The 22951-nt window shown below is 63.8% G+C and carries 19 protein-coding genes; 13 read left to right on the plus strand and 6 right to left on the minus strand.

The window, feature by feature from the left end:
• Nucleotides 1–218 precede the first annotated feature (218 nt).
• The 13 genes from dksA to ASB58_RS16595 all read left to right on the plus strand — a co-directional run bounded on the left by dksA (nt 219) and on the right by ASB58_RS16595 (nt 17759).
• Nucleotides 219–662 carry an RNA polymerase-binding protein DksA gene (dksA, locus tag ASB58_RS16535; RefSeq protein WP_083726794.1) on the plus strand — a complete coding sequence of 148 codons (444 nt, stop codon included), beginning with the start codon at nt 219–221 and terminating at the stop codon, nt 660–662.
• A gap of 54 nt (nt 663–716) precedes the next feature.
• A complete protein-coding gene (gluQRS, locus tag ASB58_RS16540; RefSeq protein ID WP_118131681.1) occupies nt 717–1607 on the plus strand; it encodes a tRNA glutamyl-Q(34) synthetase GluQRS in 891 nt (296 codons plus the stop codon).
• A 146-nt stretch (nt 1608–1753) separates the two neighbouring features.
• Nucleotides 1754–1930, plus strand: a complete 177-nt coding sequence (locus ASB58_RS16545) for a hypothetical protein (protein ID WP_090475058.1) — start codon at nt 1754–1756, stop codon at nt 1928–1930.
• Nucleotides 1914–4865 (plus strand): sensor histidine kinase, encoded by a 2952-nt coding sequence (locus ASB58_RS16550; protein ID WP_118131682.1) that lies wholly within the window; start codon nt 1914–1916, stop codon nt 4863–4865. The genes ASB58_RS16545 and ASB58_RS16550 overlap by 17 nt, the downstream gene beginning before the upstream one ends.
• A gap of 34 nt (nt 4866–4899) precedes the next feature.
• The gene (locus tag ASB58_RS16555; protein WP_118131683.1) at nt 4900–6327 is read left to right on the plus strand and encodes a sigma-54-dependent transcriptional regulator; all 1428 of its coding nucleotides are present in this window, start codon (nt 4900–4902) and stop codon (nt 6325–6327) included.
• An 812-nt stretch (nt 6328–7139) separates the two neighbouring features.
• On the plus strand, nt 7140–8510 hold the full coding sequence (locus ASB58_RS16560; RefSeq protein WP_096006080.1) for a polynucleotide adenylyltransferase PcnB: 1371 nt from the start codon (nt 7140–7142) through the stop codon (nt 8508–8510).
• A complete protein-coding gene (gene folK, locus ASB58_RS16565) occupies nt 8510–9040 on the plus strand; it encodes a 2-amino-4-hydroxy-6-hydroxymethyldihydropteridine diphosphokinase (RefSeq protein ID WP_118131684.1) in 531 nt (176 codons plus the stop codon). Before ASB58_RS16560 ends, folK begins: the two co-directional genes overlap by 1 nt.
• 162 nt (nt 9041–9202) lie before the next feature.
• Entirely contained in the window at nt 9203–9997 is a 795-nt protein-coding gene (panB, locus tag ASB58_RS16570) for a 3-methyl-2-oxobutanoate hydroxymethyltransferase (protein WP_096006082.1), read from the plus strand.
• A 4-nt stretch (nt 9998–10001) separates the two neighbouring features.
• Nucleotides 10002–10853 (plus strand): pantoate--beta-alanine ligase, encoded by an 852-nt coding sequence (gene panC / locus ASB58_RS16575; RefSeq protein ID WP_096006083.1) that lies wholly within the window; start codon nt 10002–10004, stop codon nt 10851–10853.
• A 362-nt stretch (nt 10854–11215) separates the two neighbouring features.
• Nucleotides 11216–13156, plus strand: coding sequence for an acetate--CoA ligase (gene acs / locus ASB58_RS16580; RefSeq protein ID WP_118131685.1), 1941 nt, complete (start codon nt 11216–11218; stop codon nt 13154–13156).
• A gap of 117 nt (nt 13157–13273) precedes the next feature.
• Nucleotides 13274–14455, plus strand: coding sequence for an acetyl-CoA C-acetyltransferase (locus ASB58_RS16585; RefSeq protein ID WP_118131686.1), 1182 nt, complete (start codon nt 13274–13276; stop codon nt 14453–14455).
• 137 nt (nt 14456–14592) lie between these two features.
• Entirely contained in the window at nt 14593–15684 is a 1092-nt protein-coding gene (locus ASB58_RS16590) for an acetyl-CoA C-acetyltransferase (protein WP_147336852.1), read from the plus strand.
• Nucleotides 15681–17759: an enoyl-CoA hydratase-related protein gene (locus tag ASB58_RS16595; RefSeq protein WP_118131688.1), complete on the plus strand. Its 2079-nt coding sequence runs from the start codon at nt 15681–15683 to the stop codon at nt 17757–17759. The genes ASB58_RS16590 and ASB58_RS16595 overlap by 4 nt, the downstream gene beginning before the upstream one ends.
• Here the strand turns inward: ASB58_RS16595 and ASB58_RS16600 are convergent.
• From ASB58_RS16600 to ASB58_RS16625, 6 genes are all read right to left on the minus strand, one after another.
• Complete coding sequence (locus tag ASB58_RS16600; RefSeq protein ID WP_118131689.1) at nt 17739–18419, minus strand: MOSC domain-containing protein; 681 nt, start codon at nt 18417–18419, stop codon at nt 17739–17741. The genes ASB58_RS16595 and ASB58_RS16600 overlap by 21 nt on opposite strands.
• 60 nt (nt 18420–18479) lie before the next feature.
• Nucleotides 18480–18908: a hypothetical protein gene (locus ASB58_RS16605; RefSeq protein ID WP_118131690.1), complete on the minus strand. Its 429-nt coding sequence runs from the start codon at nt 18906–18908 to the stop codon at nt 18480–18482.
• A gap of 97 nt (nt 18909–19005) precedes the next feature.
• The gene (locus tag ASB58_RS20310; RefSeq protein ID WP_235827324.1) at nt 19006–19575 is read right to left on the minus strand and encodes a CPCC family cysteine-rich protein; all 570 of its coding nucleotides are present in this window, start codon (nt 19573–19575) and stop codon (nt 19006–19008) included.
• Between the two features lie 263 nt (nt 19576–19838).
• Nucleotides 19839–20210: an MmcQ/YjbR family DNA-binding protein gene (locus ASB58_RS16615; RefSeq protein ID WP_118131691.1), complete on the minus strand. Its 372-nt coding sequence runs from the start codon at nt 20208–20210 to the stop codon at nt 19839–19841.
• A gap of 10 nt (nt 20211–20220) precedes the next feature.
• Nucleotides 20221–21792, minus strand: a complete 1572-nt coding sequence (locus ASB58_RS16620) for a sensor histidine kinase (RefSeq protein WP_118131692.1) — start codon at nt 21790–21792, stop codon at nt 20221–20223.
• Between the two features lie 54 nt (nt 21793–21846).
• On the minus strand, nt 21847–22860 hold the full coding sequence (locus tag ASB58_RS16625; protein WP_118131693.1) for an AraC family transcriptional regulator: 1014 nt from the start codon (nt 22858–22860) through the stop codon (nt 21847–21849).
• Between the last annotated feature and the right edge of the window lie 91 nt (nt 22861–22951).

The following is a 22951-nucleotide window of genomic DNA, read 5'->3' on the forward strand; positions in this document are numbered from 1 at the left end:
AAATTCTCTCGCCATTACCGCAAAAACGCCGATCATACCCTGCCAGAGCCCCTGCCGCAGCGGCCCGATCCACCGTGCCGTACCATCGAGCGTCAAACAGTAGCGCGGGCCTTAAGGTTCTGGTAGCTTTGCCCGCTTGCAGGATTTTGGTCGGCCCCCGCCAATGTGCGTGCGCCGGACCTGAAACAGGAAGATTGAGAGAAAAGTGAGGGGTCCTCATGCCCAGCAATGCCAAGCAGAAAACATCCATGTTGATCCGCGGCTTCGTCCCTTACCAGGAAAAGAAGGGCGAGGAGTACATGAACGAGCAGCAGCTCGAGCACTTCACCAACATTCTCAACACCTGGAAAAAGGAGTTGATGGAAGAAGTCGACCGCACCGTGCATCACATGCAGGACGAAGCGGCCAACTTCCCCGACCCGGCCGACCGCGCCAGCCAGGAAGAAGAGTTCAGCCTGGAACTGCGTACCCGTGACCGCGAGCGCAAGCTGATCAAGAAAATTGACCAGACCCTGCAGCGCATCGAAGACGACGACTACGGCTTCTGCGACTCCTGTGGCGTCGAGATCGGCATCCGTCGTCTGGAAGCACGTCCCACGGCCACCCTGTGCATCGACTGCAAGACCCTGGCTGAAATCAAGGAAAAACAGGTCGGCAGCTAAGCCGCCCTGTTGTTCAGCAAGCCCGCCTGGCGGGCTTGCTGCTACCCTCCCCGCATGACCACCTCCTATATCGGGCGCTTTGCCCCCACCCCCAGCGGCCTGCTGCATTTCGGCTCGCTGGTAGCCGCACTGGCCAGCTACCTGGATGCGCGCCACGCCGATGGCCAATGGTTGCTGCGTATCGAAGACCTGGATCAAACCCGCAGCCAACCCGACGCCGAACGCCAGATATTGCAGGCACTGGAAGACTTCGGACTGGAGTACGACGGCACTCCGGTACGCCAGAGCGAACGCCTGGAGCTGTACCGTGCACAGACCGAGCGCTGGCTGGAGCAGGGGCTGGCCTACTACTGCGACTGCCCACGGCGCGCACTGCTCGAGCAAGGCCCCGTGTACCCAGGCACCTGCTCCCGGCGGCATCTCCGCGCCAGCGCGGACCACGCCGTGCGCGTGCGCGTCGACGATCAGCCCATCACCTGTCACGACCGCCTGCAGCCACCCTTGACTCAGAATCTCGCCCGCGAGCTGGGCGACTTCATCATCCGCCGGCGCGACGGCGTTTACGCCTATCAGCTGGCAGTGGTGCTGGACGACATCGATCAGGCCATCACCGATGTGGTGCGCGGAGCCGACCTGCTCGACTCAACGCCCCGTCAGATATGGCTGTACCGGCTGCTCGGGCAACCGGCACCACGCTACCTGCATGTGCCGCTGATCATGCGCGAGGACGGCGAGAAGCTGAGCAAGCGCCTGGGCTCGGCGCCGCTGCGGGCTGACCAGGCGCCGCACACCCTGTGGCGCGCCCTGCGCGCGTTGGCCCAGCCAATCCCCACCGATCTGTGCGGCGCGCCAGTGGCGCAACAGTTAGCCTGGGCCATCGCCCACTGGCAACCGGACCGGCTGCCAGCAACCGCGCACATCATGGAACACAGCCTGTGCGACTGACGCCGGCGCCCGCCATGCTGCCGGCGCAATAAACCGGCGCGTCGCTTGGCAAGCACTGCCTGGCTGGCTACCATCGGTGTCCTGAACCTGACGCCCCGACCGAGCGACACCACCCTGTCGGCGCGCTCCCCGGATTACGGACACCCATGTATATCTATCGCCTGGTATTGCTGCTGGTCATCGGCATCTACCTGTTCTCCCCGGCCATCATGGACTGGTGGATAGAACCCCAGGGTGCCTGGTACCGCCCCTACGTGCTGTGGTTGATTCTGATCATCGCCGGCATGCTGCTGCAGAGCCCGAAAGATGCCGATGAGCTTTGACCTGAGTCAGCTGCTGCTGATCAGTATCGTTTACCTGATCCTGCTGTTCGGCGTGGCCTGGGCCACCGAGAACGGCCATATTCCCCGCGGCCTGCTGCGCCACCCGGCGATCTACACGCTGTCACTCGGGGTGTACGCCAGCGCCTGGGCGTTTTACGGCACCGTGGGGCTGGCGTACCAGTATGGCTACGGTTTTCTCACCTACTACCTCGGCGTGTGCGGTGCCTTTTTGCTGGCTCCGGTACTGCTCAACCCCATCCTGCGCATTACCCGCACCTATCAGCTGTCGTCGCTGGCCGATCTGTTTGCCTTTCGTTTTCGCAGCACCTGGGCCGGCACCCTGACCACCCTGTTCATGCTGATCGGCGTACTGCCGCTGCTCGCATTGCAGATACAGGCGGTGGCCGACTCGGTGCAGATTCTGACCGCCGAGCCCGGACAAGGCACCGTCGCGCTGGGCTTCTGCGTCTTGATCATTCTGTTTGCCATCCTGTTCGGCGCGCGGCACATCTCGGCGCGGGAAAAGCACGAAGGCCTGGTCATGGCGATTGCCTTCGAGTCGGTGGTCAAACTGGTCGCCATTGCCGCCATCGGCCTGTATGCGTTGTACGTGGTCTTTGACGGACCGCAGGGCCTGCAGCTGTGGCTGAACAGCAATCAGGAGGCCCTGATCACGCTGCACACGCCGCTGCAGGAAGGTCCCTGGCGAACCCTGCTGCTGGTGTTCTTTTCCGCCGCCTTTGTGATGCCACACATGTATCACATGGCTTTTACCGAAAACCTCAACCCCCGCGCCCTGGGTACCGCCAGCTGGGGACTGCCGCTGTTCCTGCTGCTGATGAGCCTGGCTGTACCGCCGATTCTCTGGGCCGGCCTGCACCTGGGTGTGCGCACTAATCCGGAGTATTTCTCCCTTGGTCTGGGGGTGGCGGCCGGGTCGGAATGGCTGTCCTTGCTGGCCTTTGTTGGCGGCCTGTCGGCGGCCAGCGGCCTGATCATTGTCACCACGCTGGCGCTCTCGGGCATGGTACTCAACCACGTGGTACTGCCGCTGTACCAGCCCAGCGCCGACAACAATATCTATCGTTGGCTGCTGTGGACCAGACGCACCCTGATTGCCGCCATCATCATGGCAGGCTACGGCTTTTACCGCCTGCTCGGCGCCGAACAGGATCTGGCCAACCTGGGCATCGCCTCCTTCGTTGCCACGGTGCAGTTTTTGCCTGGCACCCTGTCGGTGCTCTACTGGCCGCAGGCCAATCGCCGCGGCTTTATCGGCGGGGTGATGGCCGGCATGCTGGTCTGGAGTATTACCCTGCTGCTGCCGCTGGTGACCGAACTGCCGGGCCTGCAGCTGTTCGGCCTGACCCTGGCCTTCAACGCCGACACCTGGCATCTGGCCGCCATCAGTTCACTGGCTGCCAACGTGCTGGTGCTGGCGGTGGTCTCGCTGTTCACCCAGCGCTCCAGCGAAGAGCAAAGCGCCGCCGAAGCCTGCTCGGTGGACAACGTCAGCCGTCCGCAGCGCATGCAGCTGATGGCGTCCTCGCCGCAGGAGTTTGCCCAGCAACTGGCCAAGCCGCTGGGTAACAAGACCGCACAGTACGAAGTCGAACAGGCCCTGCGCGATCTCAAACTCCCCTTTGACGAGCGCCGCCCCTACGCCCTGCGCCGTCTGCGCGACCGTCTGGAGGCCAACCTGTCCGGTCTGATGGGCCCCTCGGTCGCACAGGACATCATCGAGACCTTTCTGCCGTTCAAGATGGGACGCGACGGCTACATGACCGAGGACATTCACTTTATCGAGAACCGGCTGGAGGATTATCACAGCCGCCTGACCGGTCTGGCCGCCGAGCTGGACGCTCTGCGCCGCTATCACCGCCAGACCCTGCAGGACTTGCCGATGGGCGTCTGCTCACTGGGTCAGGACAGCGAGATTCTCATGTGGAACCGCGCCATGCAGGTACTGACCGGCATCCAGGCGGACACGGTGGTGGGCTCACGCCTGCACAGCCTGCCCGAACCCTGGCGCGAGCTGCTCGAGCGCTTTGTCGAGGACCAGTCGGCCCACCTGCACAAACAGAAGCTCAGCATCAACGGCCATACCCAATGGCTCAGCCTGCACAAGGCAGCCATCGACGAGCCGGGCTACGTCGGCGGCAGCGGCCTGGTGCTGCTGATCGAAGATCAAACCGACACGCAGATGCTGGAAGAAGAGCTGATGCACTCCGAGCGGCTGGCCTCAATCGGTCGCTTGGCCGCCGGTGTGGCCCATGAAATCGGCAACCCGATTACCGGCATTGCCTGCCTGGCGCAGAACCTGCGGGAGGAATCCGAGCAACCGGAAGCGCGCGAAGCCAGCGAACAGATTCTGGAACAGACCCGCCGGGTCTCGCGTATCGTGCAGTCGCTGGTCAACTTCGCCCACGTTGGCAGCCGCCATCACAACCCCAACGAGCCGGTCGACCTGGCCGCCTGCACCAACGAGGCCATCCACCTGCTGTCGCTCAACCGCAAGGGGCCGGAGGTCAAGTATGTTAACCTTTGCCGACCTGAGCACGTGGTAGCCGGCGACGCGCAACGCTTGGTACAAGTGCTGATCAACCTGCTCGGCAACGCGCGGGACGCGAGCCAGAGCGGCGACAGCATCACCATCGCCAGTCAGGAAAACGAGCATCAGGTGCTGCTGCAAGTGGAAGATCAGGGCAGCGGCATCGACAAGGACATCAAGGATCGCCTGTTCGAGCCCTTCTTCACCACCAAGGAACCAGGGACAGGGACCGGGCTCGGATTGGCACTGGTCTACTCCATCATCGAAGAGCATTATGGGCAGATTACCATCGACAGCCCGGTCGACCAGACAAACCAGCGCGGCACCCGCTTCACCATTACATTGCCGCGCTACAGTATGAGCGCTAACGGCGCCCCTGCCTGAGCTGTATCAAGGCGCCGTCACGCACGAGGTAACTATGTCAGATATTCTGGTTGTTGAAGACGAAGCCATCATCCGCACGGCACTCAAGCGGCTGCTGGAGCGCCACCACTACCAGGTAGCGGAAGCCGGATCGGTCAGCGAGGCCTGCGAACGCCACAACCTCGACAACTTTGACCTCATCATCAGCGACCTGCGCCTGCCAGGCGAGCCCGGCACCGAACTGATTCGCCGCGCCGCCAACACGCCGGTGCTGATCATGACCAGCTACGCCAGCCTGCGCTCGGCCGTCGACTCGATGAAGCTCGGCGCTGTCGACTATATTGCCAAGCCCTTCGACCATGACGAGATGGTCGAAACCGTGCAACGCATCATTGCCAGCGGCAGCGCACGCAAGCAGCAAGCGGCCGCGCCCGAACAACCCGCAGGCAAGCAGACGCCGCAGCCAGTCCCGGACGAAGAGATTCGCAAGCAGATGGGCATCATCGGCGGCTGCGACACCATGCTCACGCTGTTCAAACGCATTCGCAAGGTCGCCCCCACCGACTCCACGGTGCTGATTCAAGGCGAATCCGGCACCGGCAAGGAGCTGGTCGCCCGGGCCATGCACGAGCAATCCCAGCGCGCCAAGGCACCGCTGATCTCGGTCAACTGCGCAGCTATTCCGGAAACCCTGATCGAGTCCGAGCTGTTCGGTCACGAAAAGGGCTCCTTTACCGGCGCCACCAGCAACCGCACAGGGCTGGTTGAAGCCGCCGACGGCGGTACCCTGTTCCTCGACGAGATTGGCGAACTGCCGCTCGAAGCGCAGGCCCGCCTGCTGCGCGTACTGCAGGAGGGGGAGATCCGCCGGGTCGGCTCGGTGCAATCGCAGAAGGTCGATGTGCGCCTGGTCGCAGCCACCCACCGCGACCTCAAGACCATGGCGCGTCAGGGCCTGTTCCGCGAGGACCTTTACTACCGCTTGAACGTGATTGAGCTGCGCCTGCCGCCGCTGCGCGAACGCGGCCGCGACGTGATGCTGATCGCCGAGGCCCTGCTGCAACGCGCCGCCGACAACATGAACATGGAAGGCCTGCACTTCAGCAAGGACGCCGAGCAGGCCATCCTGGCCTACAGCTGGCCCGGCAACGTGCGTGAACTGGAAAACGCCATCGAGCGCTCAGCCATTCTCTGTGACCACGAAGAAATCACCGCCGACCTGCTGGGTATCGAGCTGGATGCAGAGATTGAACGCGCGTCAGAGGCCGCCAACGCGTTGCAGACCATGCAGCATGAGGTGACCGCCGGCCAGGAGCCTGCAGAGGACTTGTCGCTGGAGGACTACTTCCAGCACTTCGTGCTTGAGCATCAGGACCACATGACCGAGACCCAGCTCGCCCACAAGCTTGGCATCAGCCGCAAGTGCTTGTGGGAGCGCCGTCAGCGCCTGGGCATCCCGCGCAAGAAAACCGCCAGCACCTGATCCTTCCCCTCGCAGCAGAGGCTCAGGCGGGAATCGCCGCCTCTGCTCGACCGCTGTACCGCCTCCGACGCCGTCATGTGTTACCTGTTACCGGGAAAGTTCCCGCAAAACTGTTACCGCACCCCCACCCCGCGGTAACACTTTAGTCCAATTGGAGGTAACACCTTGGGGTAACACAGGGGTAAGAAAATAAGCAAAAAAGCCAAGCTACTGATTTTAAAGGAATTTAAAAAGTTGGCACGCGGAATGCTTTATATCTGGCACAACAACAATAAAAACCAAAACACATAACAAAAATAACATTCGACTCCACACACAATAAAAACAAGACGTGAGAGACGCAGCAAACTGATTTTTTTGGAGAATAGCAGTCAGATCGTGAGCAGGATGCTCAGTTGGATGAAGAAGAATAAAAGTTGCCCAAGCAACCCGCCATTCAAAGCCATACGCAGGCCGAGCTGAACCTACGCTTCCAAAGCAATCCGTTTGGTTTTGACAACCCGAGATGGGTCAGTCGAAAAGCGGCATTTGCCGCTTTGAACAAAAAAAGAATAGCTCTCATAACAACAATAATAAAAAACCATTAGGGGGAGTGTCCTACTCCCCTTGAGCTTTCCTTCTCCTGCAACATCCCCCCTTTCCTTACCTTTGCTCACAAATCAAGCTAGAATGCTCGGCAACCGTGGCCTGTCGCCACCTGCGTGCCAGGCGAGGCATACCGCCAACCCTGCCCACTCACCTTGCGCTGCCGTAACGATGCATGCTGACAACCCTGCCGCATCTCCGCACGGCCGCCGGAAACACTGCCATCTATGATTCGAAAGCTGTTGCAGAAAATGCCCTCTCCCTTCGGCCTACCCCAGCGCCGACGCACCACCCCGTCCGTCATTCCCGCCAGCCAGCACCAGGTGCGGCGAGAGCGCCTGAGTCGACACGCGGTGAGCGTAGTGGAAAAACTGCAACAGGCGGGCTTTGATGCCTTTCTGGTTGGCGGCTGTGTACGTGACCTGCTGCTGGACATCACACCCAAGGATTTCGACGTCGCCACCAGCGCCACGCCAGAGCAGGTGCGCGCCACCTTCCGCAATGCGCGCCTGATCGGCCGCCGGTTCAAGCTGGTCCACGTGCACTTTGGTCGCGAGATCATTGAGGTGGCGACCTTCCGCGCCAACCACGAAGCACAGGCTTCGGAGGAGCAGTCCCGCCAGAGTGAGTCCGGCCGGCTGCTGCGTGACAATGTCTACGGCACCTTCGAGCAGGATGCCCAACGCCGCGACTTCACCATCAATGCCCTCTACTTCGACGTCACTACCGGGCAGATCCATGACTTTGCCCACGGCATACACGACATTCGTAACCGTCTGATCCGCCTTATCGGTCACCCCGAACAGCGTTACCAGGAAGATCCGGTACGCATGCTGCGGGCCATCCGCTTCGCCGCCAAACTGGACTTCGAGATCGAACCGCACACCGCCGCCCCGATCGAGACGCTGGCGCCGCTGCTGCACGACATTCCCGCAGCCCGCCTGTTCGACGAGTCCCTCAAGCTGCTGATGAGCGGCCAGGGCAAGGCCACCTTTGACCTGCTCTATCAGTACGACCTGATCGCACCGCTGTTCCCGGACACCGATGAGGCGATTCTGGAGAACCCGGAATACACCTTGCGCCTGGTACGCAAGGCACTGGACAACACCGACGCGCGCATCGCCCAGGACAAGCCGGTGACCCCCGCCTTCCTGTTTGCGGCGTTCCTCTGGCCAGCCCTGCCCGCACGCGTCGCCGCTCTGGAAGAGCAAGGCATTCCACCGATTCCGGCCTACCAGCAAGCGGCGCACGAGCTGCTCGCCGAGCAGTGCCTGCACACCGCCATCCCCAAGCGCTTCAGTATTCCCATGCGCGAAATCTGGGACATGCAACCGCGCCTGGAGCGACGCAGTGGACGCCGCGCCGACCAGTTGCTGGAGCACCCACGCTTTCGCGCGGCGTACGACTTTCTGTTGCTGCGTGAAGAAGCCGGCGAGCAGACCGACGGCCTCGGCCAATGGTGGACGCTCTACCAGGATGCCAGCGCAGATCAGCGCCGCCAGATGATCCGCGAGCTGGGTGACGCGCCCAAGAGCGGCGCCAAGCGCGGCCGTTCACGCTCGCGCCGCAAACCTCGCAAGCCACAGTCGACCGACTGATGCCTCAGGTCTATATCGCGCTGGGCAGCAACCAGGGCGACTCCCTTGCACAGGTGCGCGCCGCCTGCCAGGCCATGGCCGCCCTGCCGGGCAGCCGCCTGCTGGCCTGCTCGTCGCTCTATCGCAGCGCCCCCATGGGGCCGCAGGACCAGCCTTCCTACGTCAATGCCGTGATCTGCCTGCAGACAGAACTGGCCGCAGAGGCGCTGCTGGACCACCTGCAAGCAATCGAGCAGGAACACGGCCGCGTGCGCAAAGCCGAACGCTGGGGGCCGCGTACGCTGGATCTGGACATCCTGCTGTACGGCGACGAGGTGATCCGCACCGCACGGCTGCAGGTACCGCACTACCACATGCATGCCCGCGCCTTCGTGCTGTACCCGCTGGCCGAGATAGCGCCCGCACTGCAGATGCCCGACGGCACACACCTCGACACCCTGCTGCAGAACTGCCCGCGTGGTGATCTGCAGACATTGCCCTTTTTTATACAACAGCCTGATGCGCGATCAGACTTGACACCCCATGACTGACACGTAGGATGCCGATTCCGGCAGGGCTCTACCCCGGCTCTGACGGACAGCCGCCTTACCAAGGCTATACTCTCGCAGCAGTGACCCTGCGCGGGAGTCCGGACTCAACGGCGCCGCTGCCCTGCAGTTGCGCACAGCAAAGGCCACACACTGGAAACAGCCATGCCTGACGTTACTCTGACCACACTGAACAAGCTCAAGCAAAGCGGCGAAAAGATCGTTTGTCTGACGGCCTACGACGCGACCTTCGCCCATGTTGAAAGCGAAGCCGGTGTCGAGGTGATGCTGATCGGCGACTCCCTGGGTATGGTTCTGCAGGGTCACGACAGCACCTTGCCCGTCAGCGTCGATGACATGGCGTACCACACCGCGGCGGTCAAACGCGGCAACAAGGGCGCGCTGATCATGGCCGATCTGCCGTTCATGGCCTATGCCACCCTGGAACAGGCACTGAGCAACAGCACCACGCTGATGCAGGCCGGCGCGCACATGGTCAAGCTGGAAGGCGGTCGCTGGCTGGCTGACAGCATTGAGGTGCTGAGCCGCAACGGCATCCCGGTCTGTGCCCACATGGGGCTGACGCCGCAAACCGTGAACGTGCTGGGCGGCTTCAAGGTACAAGGCCGCGACGAGGCTCAGGCCCGCGCGATGATCGAAGACGCCAAGGCGCTGGAAGCCGCCGGCGCGGCCATGCTGCTGCTTGAGTGCGTGCCCCCGGCGCTGGCCAACGCCATCACCCAGGCGGTCAAGGTGCCGGTCATCGGCATTGGCGCCGGCAGTGGTACCGACGGTCAGGTGCTGGTGGTCCACGACATGCTGGGCCTGTCTCTGAGTGGACGTGTGCCGCGCTTCGTGAAAAACTTCATGTCCGGCCAGCCAGACATCCCGGCGGCAATTCGCGCCTACGTCGCGGCGGTCAAGAACGTCGAATTCCCAGCAGCCGAACACGAGTTCTGAACCCATGAACACCCTGCATACCATCGCGCAAGTGCGCGCTGCGGTTGGTCGTGCCCGCCAGGAAGGCAAGCGCATTGGTCTGGTGCCCACCATGGGCAACCTGCACGCCGGTCACGTTGCCCTGGTAGAAAAGGCCCTGCAACGCACCGATTACGTGGTGGTGAGCATCTTCGTCAACCCGATGCAATTCGGCCCGGGCGAAGATCTGGACAGCTACCCGCGCACTCTGGCAGAAGACCAGAAAAAACTGCTGGAGGTAGGTGCTCACCTGGTATTCGCCCCCAACGCCAACGAAATGTACCCCGATGGCATGGACGGCCACACACGCATCAGCGTGCCCGTGGTCTCCGAGGGCCTGTGTGGGGCCAGCCGCCCGGGGCATTTTGAAGGTGTGGCCACCGTGGTCAGCAAGCTGCTCAACATAGTCGGGCCAGACGTCGCCGTCTTCGGCCAGAAGGACTACCAGCAGCTGGCAGTGATCCGCAAGATGGCCCAGGACCTGAGCCTGCCGGTACAGATCATGGGCCACCCCACCGTGCGCGCCGAAGACGGCCTGGCGCTGTCCTCGCGCAACGGCTACCTGAGTGCTGAGCAGCGGGCCATTGCACCGGTGCTGCAGCAAACCCTGCAACAGATCGCCAGCGCCGTGCAGAGCGGTCGCACGGACTACGCCCAGATCATCAACGAAGCCAGCCTGCGCCTCAGCGAAGCCGGCTTGCGACCCGACTATCTGGATCTGCGTAACGCCGAGAACCTCGCGCCGGCGAGCGATGACAGCACCGATCTGGTGGTGCTGGCAGCAGCGTATCTGGGCACCACCCGCCTGATCGACAATCTGGAATTCAGCCGCACCTGAGCGGCTGCCCCTCTCTGCTGCGCGAGCGTGGCAAGCACCGATTCATTCCGCACGCCTTCTGGCGTTCGGGCTGGGCCGCATTCGGCTGGGCCGCAATTACCGCGTGATTTCAAAGGCATGTCTGGCGTTGTCGAGAAATCACGACGCCGAGTGCAGTCTACCCGCCCACCAATAAGACGCTACCCTCTCATACCAAAGAAGGGTTGTCTTGCCCCCCTCTGATGGCCGACGCTAATTAGCCTAAACTGACCGACCAACCCCACGCGGTTTCGTCGCTCCAGATTCTCTACTGCAGTACCGGATACCCCCGCAGGGCCGGCTGACAAGAGACTGCCTGATTCAATAACAAGAGGGGAATTCCCATGTACAAGATTGAAAACCACAAGGTATCGGACGCTGCCCGCGCGCATACGCACCTGGATGACGCCGGCTACCAGCGCATGTACAAGCAGTCACTTGAACAGCCCGATCAGTTCTGGGCCGAGCAGGCCGAACGCTTTCTGACCTGGGACAAGCGCTGGAGCAAAGTTCACGAGAGTGATCTGAGCAAGGGCCAGGCCGCCTGGTTCATCGACGGCAAGCTCAACGTCAGTGTCAACTGTATCGACCGTCACCTGGCCGAGCACGGCGATGAGATCGCCATCATCTGGGAAGGCGACGACCCAAGCGATGCCCAGCGCATCAGCTACAAGCAGCTGCACGACAAGGTATGCCGCCTGGCCAACGTGCTCAAGGCACGCGGCGTCAAGAAGGGCGACCGGGTGTGTCTGTACATGCCGATGATTCCCGAGGCAGCCTACGCCATGCTGGCGTGCGCGCGCATCGGCGCGGTTCACTCGGTGGTGTTCGGTGGCTTCTCGCCGGATGCCGTGCGTGACCGCATTCTGGATGCCGACTGCCAGGCCGTGATCACCGCCGATGAAAGCGTACGCGGCGGCAAGCGCGTACCGCTGAAGGTCAACGTCGAGAAAGCGCTGCAGGAATGCCCCAACGTCCACACCGTGATTACCGTCAAGCGCACCGGTGCCGATGTCGCCTGGACCGAAGGCCGTGACGTCTGGTACGACGAGGCCACCGCCAACGTCAGTGCCGACTGCGCGCCCGAGCCGATGGACAGCGAAGACCCGCTGTTCATCCTCTACACGTCCGGCTCCACCGGCAAACCCAAGGGTGTGCTGCACACCACCGGCGGCTACCTGCTTATGGCCGCGATGACCCACTACTACGTATTCGACTACGTGCCCGGCGAAGTCTACTGGTGTACCGCCGACGTGGGCTGGATCACCGGCCACTCCTATATCGTCTACGGCCCGCTGTGCAATCGCGCCACCACGCTGCTGTTCGAGGGCGTGCCGACCTATCCGGACGCCTCGCGCTGCTGGCAGGTTATCGACAAGCACCAGGTCAACATCTTCTACACCGCCCCTACCGCCCTGCGCGCACTGATGGCCAAGGGTGACGAGCCGGTCAAATCCTCCTCACGCGCCAGCCTGCGCCTGCTCGGCACTGTTGGCGAGCCGATCAACCCGGAAGCCTGGGAGTGGTACTACCACGTGGTCGGCGAACAACGCTGCCCGATCGTCGACACCTGGTGGCAAACCGAAACCGGCGCCGCCATGATCACCCCGCTGCCGGGCAGCACCACCCTCAAGCCCGGCTCGGCCACCCGTCCGTTCTTTGGTGTGGAGCCAGCGCTGTACGACCCCGAAGGCAACGAACTGCAGGGGCCGACCAGTGGCAACCTGGTCATCAAGCGCTCCTGGCCCAGTCAGATCCGCACCGTGTACGGCGACCACCAGCGCCTGGTCGACACCTATTTCAGCACCTACAAGGACGTGTATTTCACCGGTGACGGCGCACGCCGTGACGAGGACGGCTTCTACTGGATCACCGGTCGCGTCGACGACGTACTCAACGTCTCCGGCCACCGCATCGGCACCGCCGAGGTGGAGAGCGCGCTGGTACTGCACGACGCCGTTGCCGAAGCCGCCGTGGTGGGCTGCCCGCACGACATCAAGGGCCAGTGCATCTATGTCTACGTCACCCCGATGAACGGTGTCGAGCCGAGCGAGGAGCTGGTCAAGGAGCTGAAGGCCTTTGTTGCCGATCAGGTCGGCGCCTTTGCCCGTCCCGAGTTCATGCAATGGGCGCCGGGCCTGCCAAAAACCCGCTCGGGCAAGATCATGCGCCGCATCCTGCGCAAGATTGCCTGCAATGAGCTGGATAGCCTGGGCGATACCTCGACCCTGGCCGACCCCAGTGTTGTGCAGGATTTGATCAGCAACCGCATCGCTCACGCCTGAGATCAGGCACTGGTGCAGCCGCCCGGCTGTACCAGTGTCGAGACAGCTTGTTCTGACCAGACCACCCCTCTATGCTTGTGCACTCGAAAAATAGTGCCTGTGTAGAGGAGTCTGTTCATGCAAGAGGTCGTGATTGTTGCCGCCACCCGTACCGCCATCGGCAGTTTCGGGGGCCAGTTTGCCAAAGTGCCCGCCCACGAATTGGGTGCGACCGTTATCCGCCGCTTGCTGGACGAGACCGAAATTGACCCGGCGTCGGTTGACGAGGTCATCTTCGGCCAGGTACTCACCGCTGGCTGCGGCCAGAACCCAGCCCGTCAGGCTGCCATCCATGCTGGCCTGCCGCACAGCGTCCCTGCACTGACACTGAACAAGGTCTGCGGCTCCGGCCTCAAGGCGTTGCACCTTGCTGCCCAGGCGATCCGCTGCGGCGACGCCGAGATCATGATTGCCGGTGGTCAGGAATCGATGAGCCTGTCGCCCCACATCATCCCCACTTCCCGCACCGGCCAGCGCATGGGCCACGGCCAGATGATCGACACCATGATTCAGGACGGCCTGTGGGATGCCTTCAACAACTATCACATGGGCATTACCGCCGAAAACCTGGTCGACAAGTACGGCATCACCCGCGAGGAACAGGACGCCTTTGCCGCGGCCTCCCAGCAGAAAGCAGTGACCGCACGCGAGACTGGCGTATTCGATCAGGAAATCACCCCGGTCAGCATTCCCCAGCGCAAGGGCGACGCCCTGCTGATCACCCAGGATGAGCAGCCCCGTGCAGGCACCACCGCCGAGAGCCTGGGAAGCCTCAAGCCCGCGTTCAAGAAAGACGGCAGCGTCACCGCCGGCAACGCCTCCAGCCTGAACGATGGCGCCGCTGCCGTGCTGATGATGAGCGCCAGCAAGGCCGCCGAACTGGGCCTGCCGGTGCTGGCCCGCGTCGCCTCCTACGCCAATGCCGGCGTTGACCCGGCGATCATGGGTATTGGCCCGGTCTCCGCCACCCAACGCTGTCTGGCCAAAGCCGGCTGGCAGGTCGCCGACCTGGACCTGATCGAAGCCAACGAGGCCTTTGCCGCGCAAGCACTGGCGGTCGGCAAGGAGCTGCAGTGGGACGCCGACAAGGTCAACGTCAACGGCGGCGCCATTGCCCTTGGCCACCCGATTGGCGCTTCCGGCTGCCGCGTACTGGTCACCTTGCTGCACGAAATGCTGCGTCGTGATGCCAAGAAGGGTCTGGCGACCCTGTGCATCGGCGGCGGCCAGGGCGTCGCTCTGGCGCTGGCTCGCGACTGACCTCCCCACCTGCAATGGCGCCGCCCGGCGCCATTGCCTTGCTTGCTCGCAAGCCCCCGCGCTGCCCCCTACACTGTTGAACTGACCGCCCGCAAACCGGTCATAGCCTGCGCAGCACCTGTCGCAGGTGCTTACCCGTGTCACTTCAATCTTGCGAGCCCTGCATGGACAGCCAGAACAGCCCATCCGTCACTCTGCCGACCGGCACCTACCTGCTGGAGGGCACCCGTACGCCCGGCCTGAACAACGCCAGCCGAGCGCGCGCCGGCTTCAGCGCACTGGACCTGGCAGTGCAAAGCGCCCATGCCCTGCTGCTGCGCAGCGGCTTGGCTGCCGGCGCACTGGACGGCGTGGTGCTGGCCACTGGCGCCAGCCAGGCAGCAGACCAGGTACGCCAGCGTCTGCAGCTCGGTTCACTCACCCCGCTGCAGCAGTGTTCGCAGGGGCTGGATGCGATCACCCGCGCCAGCCAGCAGATCCGCAGCGGCGACGCCGATCTGCTGCTGGTGATCGCCAGCGACGCAGCTACCCAGCCTGACTCGACCGCCATGAGCGAATCAGCCAAGCGCCTGGCGGCGCTGTTCGAGGTGGACGAGGAGGACGCCGAGGCCTACGAGCAAGCCTGCCGCCAGCGCAGCAGCGAGGCAGAGCAGAGCGGCCTGTTCAGCCCCTACCGCATTACCCTGTTTGATCGCCACGGCGAGGCATACGACACCGACCAGCATACCCCCGACAGTGGCGCCTGCGCCCTGCTGCTGGCATCTGCCAGCGGTTGCGCACAGCTAAAACGACACCCACTGGCCCGGCTCAGCAGGCAGGCACTGGCGCGCGCGCCGTCAGACTATCCCAGCCTGGCTCCGCTACTGGCCAGCACCCGACTGCTACAAGCCGAGCAGCTTGGCCTGAACGATATCGATCTCTGGGAATTACCCGACGCACCAGCCCTGGCACTGCTCGCCAACCTGGCCGCCTGGCAGGATGCGCGCTTTTGCGAGCGGCAGCTGGCGCTGGAACACCCCATGGGCCGCCTGGACCCGACCAGCCTCAACCCACTGGGCGGCAGTCTGGCGCTAGGCGCCCTGCCGGTCAGTGGCGGCTGCCGCCAGCTACTGCAACAGGCCGACACCTTGCATCGTCACGCCCTTGGCCGGGCGCTGGTGTGTGAGCAACAAGCTGCAGATCAGGCCCAGGCCTGGCTGTTGACCCGCGCAGAGGAGACGCCGGCATGATGGACGCGCTTGACGACCTGATGCAGCGCGAGCGCTGCAACGGCCCCTTTTGCCAGCAAGACCTCGAGCAGCCGAACGAAGGGCCATGGCAGCACTGGCGTCTGCGCCGCGACGACAGCGATGTCGCCTGGCTGCTGTTTGACCAGCAAGGACAATCGGCCAATCTGCTGGGCCGCGCCGCCCTGCAGGAGCTGGGTGATGTGCTCGCCAGCCTGCGCCGCGAAATGCCCCGCGCACTGGTCTTGCGCTCGGCCAAGGCGGCCAGCTTCTGTCTGGGCGCCGACCTGCATGACTTTGCTGCTGTCGACAACGAAGCGGACGCCGTCCGCCAGCTGGTCGACGCGCATCTGCTGGCCCAGCAGCTGGTCGACCTGCCCTGCCCGACGTTGGCCGTGCTGCATGGCGAGACCCTCGGCGGAGGTCTGGAGCTGGCCTTGTGTTGCGACATGCGCCTGGCCACCCCGGACGCCCGGCTGGGCCTGCCGGAAGTACTGGTTGGCCTGCACCCCGGCCTTGGTGCCACCGCACGCCTGCCCGATCTGATCGACCCACTGCTGGCGATGCGCATGATGCTCAGCGGCAAGCCGCTGAAGGCCGAGGCGGCGACACAGGCCGGACTGGTCGACAAGGTAGCCCCCGAGCACGCTTTGCCGGCGCTGATCGATGACGCCGTCAATGGTCGCCTTACCCTGCAGCGCCGCAATCTGCGCGCCCGCCCCTACCGCCTCGACTGGGTGCGCCGACTGGCCGCTCTTGGCCTGCAGCGCCGCGCCGACGCGCTGGTGGACCCGGCGCATTACCCCGCCCCCAGCGCGCTGATCGACCTCTGGCGCAGACACGGCGGCAAACCGGACCTGATGCTGCACCGCGAGATATATTCCTTCGCCCGCCTGCTGGCGAGCGGCACCAGCGGCAACCTGATTCACCTGTTCTTCCTGCGCCAGCGACTGAAGGCCCAAGGCGCCCCCGACCCTCGTCGCCGCGCCAACCATCTGCATCTGCTGGGCGCCAGTCAGGTGGGGGTGGAGCTGGCGGCACTCGCGGCGCAACGCGGCCTGCGAGTAAGCATCGGCGACCAGCAGGCGATGACGCAGTGCATTCGCCAACTGGCCGGTACAGAGGACCTGCAGGCCAACCTGGACCGACTTGTTTTTGACCCACAGCACCATGGCGCCGCCCTCGCTGACGTGCTGATCGACGCCCAGACCGGTGATCTGCAGGCGCGTCGTGCCACGCTGGCCCGGCTGGAGCCGCAGATGCGACCACAGGCCCTGCTGCTCAGCCTGCACGATGCGCTGGAGCCGTTACGCAGCGCACTCGGCGACGCCGGTCGCCTGCTGGGTGTGCGCTTTGCCGGGCCGGCACAACGCGGCGCGCTGGCAGAGCTGGCCAGCCATAGCACCGGGCGCACCATCAGCCAACAGCACGCACGGCAATTACTCGGCCAGCTGGGCTGCCTGCCGGTTGCGGTAAGCAGCCAACCCGGTCTGCTGCTGCGCCGGGTGCTGGCGCCCATGCTGCTCGAAGCCCTGCTGCTGCTCGAAGAAGGCCACGAGGCCAGCGCCATCGACCAGGCGGCACTGGACTTTGGCTTCGACAAGGGCCCGTTGGCGTTACTCGATGACTGGGGGTTGGCCGACAGCCTGCAGCTGTTCGAGCAACTGCATAGCGAACGAGACACGCCACCGATAGAGCCGCCAGCGTTGCTGCGCAATTGGGTGGAACAGGGTCGTGAGCGTATCCGCCCGAGTCAGGCGGGGCGCTGGGCGCTACCGGGACGCAAGCAGCCACGCCTGCCCGCCGAAGAAGGCGACCGCATGCTGCTGGCCTTGCTCAACAGCGCGGTGCGTGCCTGTCGCCAGGGCATCGTGGCCGACGATGAAATGCTCGACGCCGCCATGACGCTGTCTGGCCACTTCCCGGCGTTTCGCGGCGGCCCACTGCGCTACGCGCGCAGCTGCGGACATGCGGCGCTGATTACCCGCCTGCAGGGCCTCAGCCAAAGCCAGGGCCCGCGCTTTGCGCCAGACCCGGGCTGGACGCCGGCAGAGGACTCAGAAACCGGGCAAGGGTGAGGTCTGCTGCTCGGCCTTACTCAGCTTGGCCTGCATCTCGGCGCGCATCTTCTCGGCGAGGGGCGAGGCCAGCAGCTGGCGCAGAAAGGTCGGGTTCGCCCCCTTGCTGTGATAGTACCGGAACACCTCGTTGATGGTCGGAAAGACCGCGTCACCGGCCAGTACGGTGACCTCATCGCCCGCCCTGACCTCGCCCGAGGTCAGTACACGGGCGTAGGCGCCACAACGCTCGGCCCGTACAAAGGCCTTGGCAAAGCGGCTGTCACCTACCCGCGCGGCCAGCGTGGAGCAGGGAATACGCGGCGCAGTAATTTCCAGCAGCAGTTCGCCTATGCGTAGCCGATCACCAATGCGCAAGGCAGGCCACCAGTGTGACAGAGTCAGGTTTTCGCCAAAGAAGCCGGCGGCCAACGGACGCTGCAGCTGCGCACTCCACCAGTCGATGTCCTGCTGACTGTAAAGATAGATGGCCTGGTCCGGGCCCCCGTGATGCTTCAGGTCACCAATAAAGTCACCTGGCACACCAGCCTGCTCAACCATCACCGGGCCATCCAGAGGCTGCTTGAAATGACCGGTACGCGCAGTGCGCACCCCCACCTCCAGGTTTTGCGCCTGAGCGGCGTTAATCGACAGCAGACAAGGGGGACGGAGCTGGCTCATGGGTATACTCCTCGCAAAGGGTAGGAGAGACAGCAGTCGACCGGAAGCGGCGGCCGTCTGTCAAGCCGGCGGGCGACCGGTCAGATAGCGCCGCGCCAGAAAGAGAAAATGCGCACTGCCCACCAGCGGCAGAAAAACCAGCATGAACGCGGCCGACGGGGTCAGCTGCCAGCGCCAGAAGAACCCGAGCAAACACCCCAGCCCGATCAGCAGCATCAGCACAACGGCTTTGGGTGACACCCCCTGGCGCTGCGGCCGGGTCAGTATCAGCAGCAACTTGGTCAGCGCCCAGAGGCCACAAAAGCCACCGACCAGCAGCCCGGTAAACAGCCAGGCGAAGGCCTGCGGTTCACCGGCGGCAAAGACCAGGGGCAACTGCACCAACCCCAAGCCAAGCAGCACGACCAGAGGACCAAAGCACACCACCGCCTCCAGCAGATAGACTCGGCGCGGCGAGCGCAGCAAACGACGCAGCGGGCTTTCGCTCACGCGACGGGGCTCGACGCAGGGACGTGGCACACGACGGACAGACAGGGTGCAGATGCGTTCATGACTTACCTTCGTCAGGCGGTGTTGCGGGCAGAAATCAGTCTCCAGAGACCTCAGGAGCACGGTAACGCTCGCGCGCCTGCCTGTCCACCCGGTCGACGGAGGTCAGGTCGCAGGCGCCAAATTCCACGAAATGCCGCCGCGCAGCCGCCAGGGTCAGCTGGTTGGGCCCGCTAACCGTGTCGGCGTCACGCACGCCGTCGTCTTCCCAGAAACATACCGAGCAGATCTCGTAGCTGGCACTGCTGCTCAGGCTGAAATAACCGCAGCACGGGCAGGCAAACATCGGCTCGGGGTTGCCTTCTATTTCCTCCAGCGCGACACCACGCTGGTTCAGCGCCTGCACCAGGTAGGCGTTGGTGACCCCGTACAGGTCTTCGACCAGGCTAACCGTTACCAGCGGGTCCAGGCGCGGGTCAGCGGTGTCCTCCGGCTCCACACCGCGCATCACCGCCATGCGCAGCTCGGCCGGCAACGCGGCGAGCTGGGGATCGGCCTCACTGAATCCACAAAAAAACCAGAAGGCGATGCGCTCACGCCGCGCCTGTTCATCAAGCTCTTTCAATAACCAGCCGGCCAATTCCTGCTTTGCCTGTTCCCTTTGCATGCCACGCCCTCCCCTGCGCCAGTTCGCCAGCGCTCAGCCAATGAGCACCTTGTCCATGTCACAGCGTAGCAGGCTGACACCATCACGCTGCACCATCTGACGGGGCGATCAGACGAAACCCCTGGGCCTGAAAAAAAGCAATGCCGCCAGACTCGCCTCGATCCACACGCGCGGTACCCCGCGCCACGCAAACGCGGCTCTGCAGCCAGGTAAAGCTGGCTGGCAACACCCTGGCGCATTGACTGCGGGGCGCGCGCAGCGACTCATCGCTCGGCGTACAGCAGGGCACGCCCATGGCGCGCCTCAAGGCCGCGCCGAATAGCGGCCGGCAGGCCCCTCACTACCAAGGTGTAAGACTGGTCGATCATCCTCTGCAACTCGCCGTCAGGCACCGAACCGTCAAGCCGTACGCTATTCCAGTGTCGCTTGTTCATGTGATAGCCGGGCGTTACTGCGGCAAACAGGTCGCGCAAGCCAACAGCCTCATGTGGATCGCATTTGAGATTGACGCAATCACTGCCGCCGCGCTGATACAGCAAGGCAAACATCTTGCCCTGCACCTTGAACACGGCGGCATCGGGACCGAAGGGGTAATCAAGTTCCGCCTCGGGTTTGGCCAATAGTCTGTCTTTCACCTGTCCGCTCCTACTCTGCCAAACGCGGCATGTTGACGAAAAAGCGTGTGCCCTGATCAGAGGAAACAAAGCCAATCTGCCCGCCCATCTGCTCAACCAACCCCCGCGTGATTGCCAGACCCAGGCCGGTACCACCGCTGCGCCGCCGGCTGGAGCCGTCGGCCTGGGTGAAACGGTCGAAGACCCGATCGTAAAAGGCAGGCGGGATACCCTCGCCCTGATCGGTGACGCTGATACACCAGAGATCCTGCTGCTCGTCGGCCACCACGCTGATACCGACGTCACCACCCTGCGGAGAGAATTTGACGGCGTTGGACAGCAGATTGTCCATGACCTGCTTGAAGCGGGTCGGGTCAGCCATGATGCGTGCCTGCGGGTGCGGGTTGAGGTAGCGCCAGCGCACCTGACGCTGCTCTGCGTAGCCCTGGTTTTCCTGCATGGCGGCATGCAGCAGCGTGTCGAGGTTCTCCGGCTGCACATTGAGCTGCATCTGACCGGCGACCAGCTTGTCGATATCCAGCAGGTCATTGATCAGTCGGAGCAGGTGTTCAGCGTTACGCATCGCCACCTCCACCAGATGCTGTCCGCGATCGGGCAGCGGCCCAAGGGCGCCCCCGCGCAGCAGGCCTAGGGTCCCCAAAATGCTGGTCAGCGGTGTGCGCAGCTCATGGCTGATCGTCGAGACAAACTCGCTCTTCAGGCGCTCGTTCTCGGCCCGCGCGGCGTCGCGGTCGCGCTGCTGGCGAATGGCGTTACTCCGGGTGTAACCGATCAACAACAGCACCACCAGCAGCGCCCCGTAGAGCACGCCGCGAGGCGCACCACTGCCGGCCTGAGGCGTGCGGTATTGCACCTGCAGCTGCCAGACCACGCCAGGCAACTCAATGTCCAGCACCGCTGCGGGTCGCTCAGGCACCGGCGGTGTCCCCCAGATAACCCGAGGCTCGCCCCCTGCCTGGACGCGCAGCAGCCGGATACGCAAATCCTGCCAGCGTTGCTCGCTATCCAGCATGCCCAGCAGCCGGTCTGCATCCATGACGGTACTGACCAGCCCCCAGTAACGCCGGTTGATATAGACGGGCTCACGATAGATCAGGCCATTTCCACCCTGCAGCAGCGTCAACGGACCATCCAGCACCGGCTGTGCCGACGCCATCATGCGCTCGACCGCAGCCCACTGCGGTGGCGAGCTGGTGTAGTCAAAGCCGAGCGCGGCCTCGTTGCCCTGCAGCGGGTAGATAAGCTCAATGCGGTTGTCCGGCGCCACACCGATGTTGCGCACATCGCTGGTACCCGTCAGCATGCTGGCCATCCACAAGCGTATGCGCCGAGGGTCGTCCAGCCCATGCTGGCTCTGCAGATAGGAAACCAGCCCTCGACTCAGATAAATGCTCTGGTTGAGCCGCGTTTCCAGGCTGCTGCGCACGTCGGCAGCGCGGGTCACCAGCGCGTGCTCTATGCCCTGTCGCTCAATCCGCGCCAGCTCGCGTACGGCGACCTCAATCGCCGCCGCGCCCAGCAGCAGTAACACCGCCAGGGTCAGCAACAGGCCACGACATGCACGCAGCAACTCCCGATTCATTCACTCCCTCCCCGTCGCGACAGCCCTATCAGTCAAGGCATGACCTGATCGCCCCTACTCTATACCCAAAGCGGGCGCCTTCCCATGCAGGCGCCGCCATTGCAGTGGCGTCGTTCCAGACCAGCGTCGCCAGGCGCGATTGAAGGCGCTCTGCTCGCTATAACCGAGTAACAGGGCAATTTCACCCAGCTGCAGGCCGCTATCGGCCAGATACGTCTGCGCCAGCTGCTGGCGGGTGCGCTCGAGTAGCTGCCGCCAGCTTAGTCCACGTCGCTGCAAGCGTCGTTGCACGCTGCGTACCGACAGGTGCAGGTCAGCGGCCAGCTGCACCAGGTTGACCTCGCCCTCCGGCAGACGTCGCACCAGTGCCTGCTGCAGGGCGCGATCCAGCGCATCAGCCGCTGGCAACGCCAGCAACAGCGCCTTGGCCTGCTGTTCCAGCAGGGCGCGCATGGCCAGATCGGTGTGTGCCAACGGCAACGCCAGCAGCGCCGCCGGCAACATCACAGCGGTGCAGCGCTGCGCGAAGGCGACCGCACAACCGAAGTGCGCGGCGGCAGCCTGCTGCTGCGCAGCGTTCGCCGCAAAGGCAAAACACACCTGCTGCAAGCGGGCCTGCGGCAGCAAGCGCTGCAACATGCTCCAAAGCGCAGCAATCGCCACCGTATCGGCCAACGGACCGGTGGAGGCCGTCCCCGGCCAGCGCATGACCAGCAGCGAATCCTCCAGCGTCACGCTGACCAGTTGCTCACCGTAGAGCAGTTGCTCGTAGCGCTGATAGGCCTGCAGCGCCTCGGCGAGCGTCGCGCTCGCCAGGCTGAGATACCCGAGCAGGCCGGCGTGTCGTGGCTGCGCGCAGGCGCCGATCTGCAGCGCGGGGGCGACCTCCTGCGGGACCAGCTGTAAGGCTTCGGCCAGCATTTGCTGCCAGAGCAGCATGGGCACGGGTTCATCCGGGCGGCGACTGTCCAGCCGCAAACGCAAGTCCGGCGCAACCAGCTGACGCTGGTCCAGCCAGTCACTCAGCAACTGGGTCCAGGCACCGGTCACCCGTACAGGAGTAGCCATCGCATCCTCACTAATTGGCGTATTTGGTCAAAAATGCGGCATCTACTGTCAATAGGCAAGCCCCAGAGCTGGGGCAGGATAGCCGTCATAA

The sequence above is a fragment of the Pseudomonas abyssi genome (genome assembly GCF_003444685.1).
Taxonomy (GTDB): Bacteria; Pseudomonadota; Gammaproteobacteria; order Pseudomonadales; family Pseudomonadaceae; genus Halopseudomonas; species Halopseudomonas abyssi.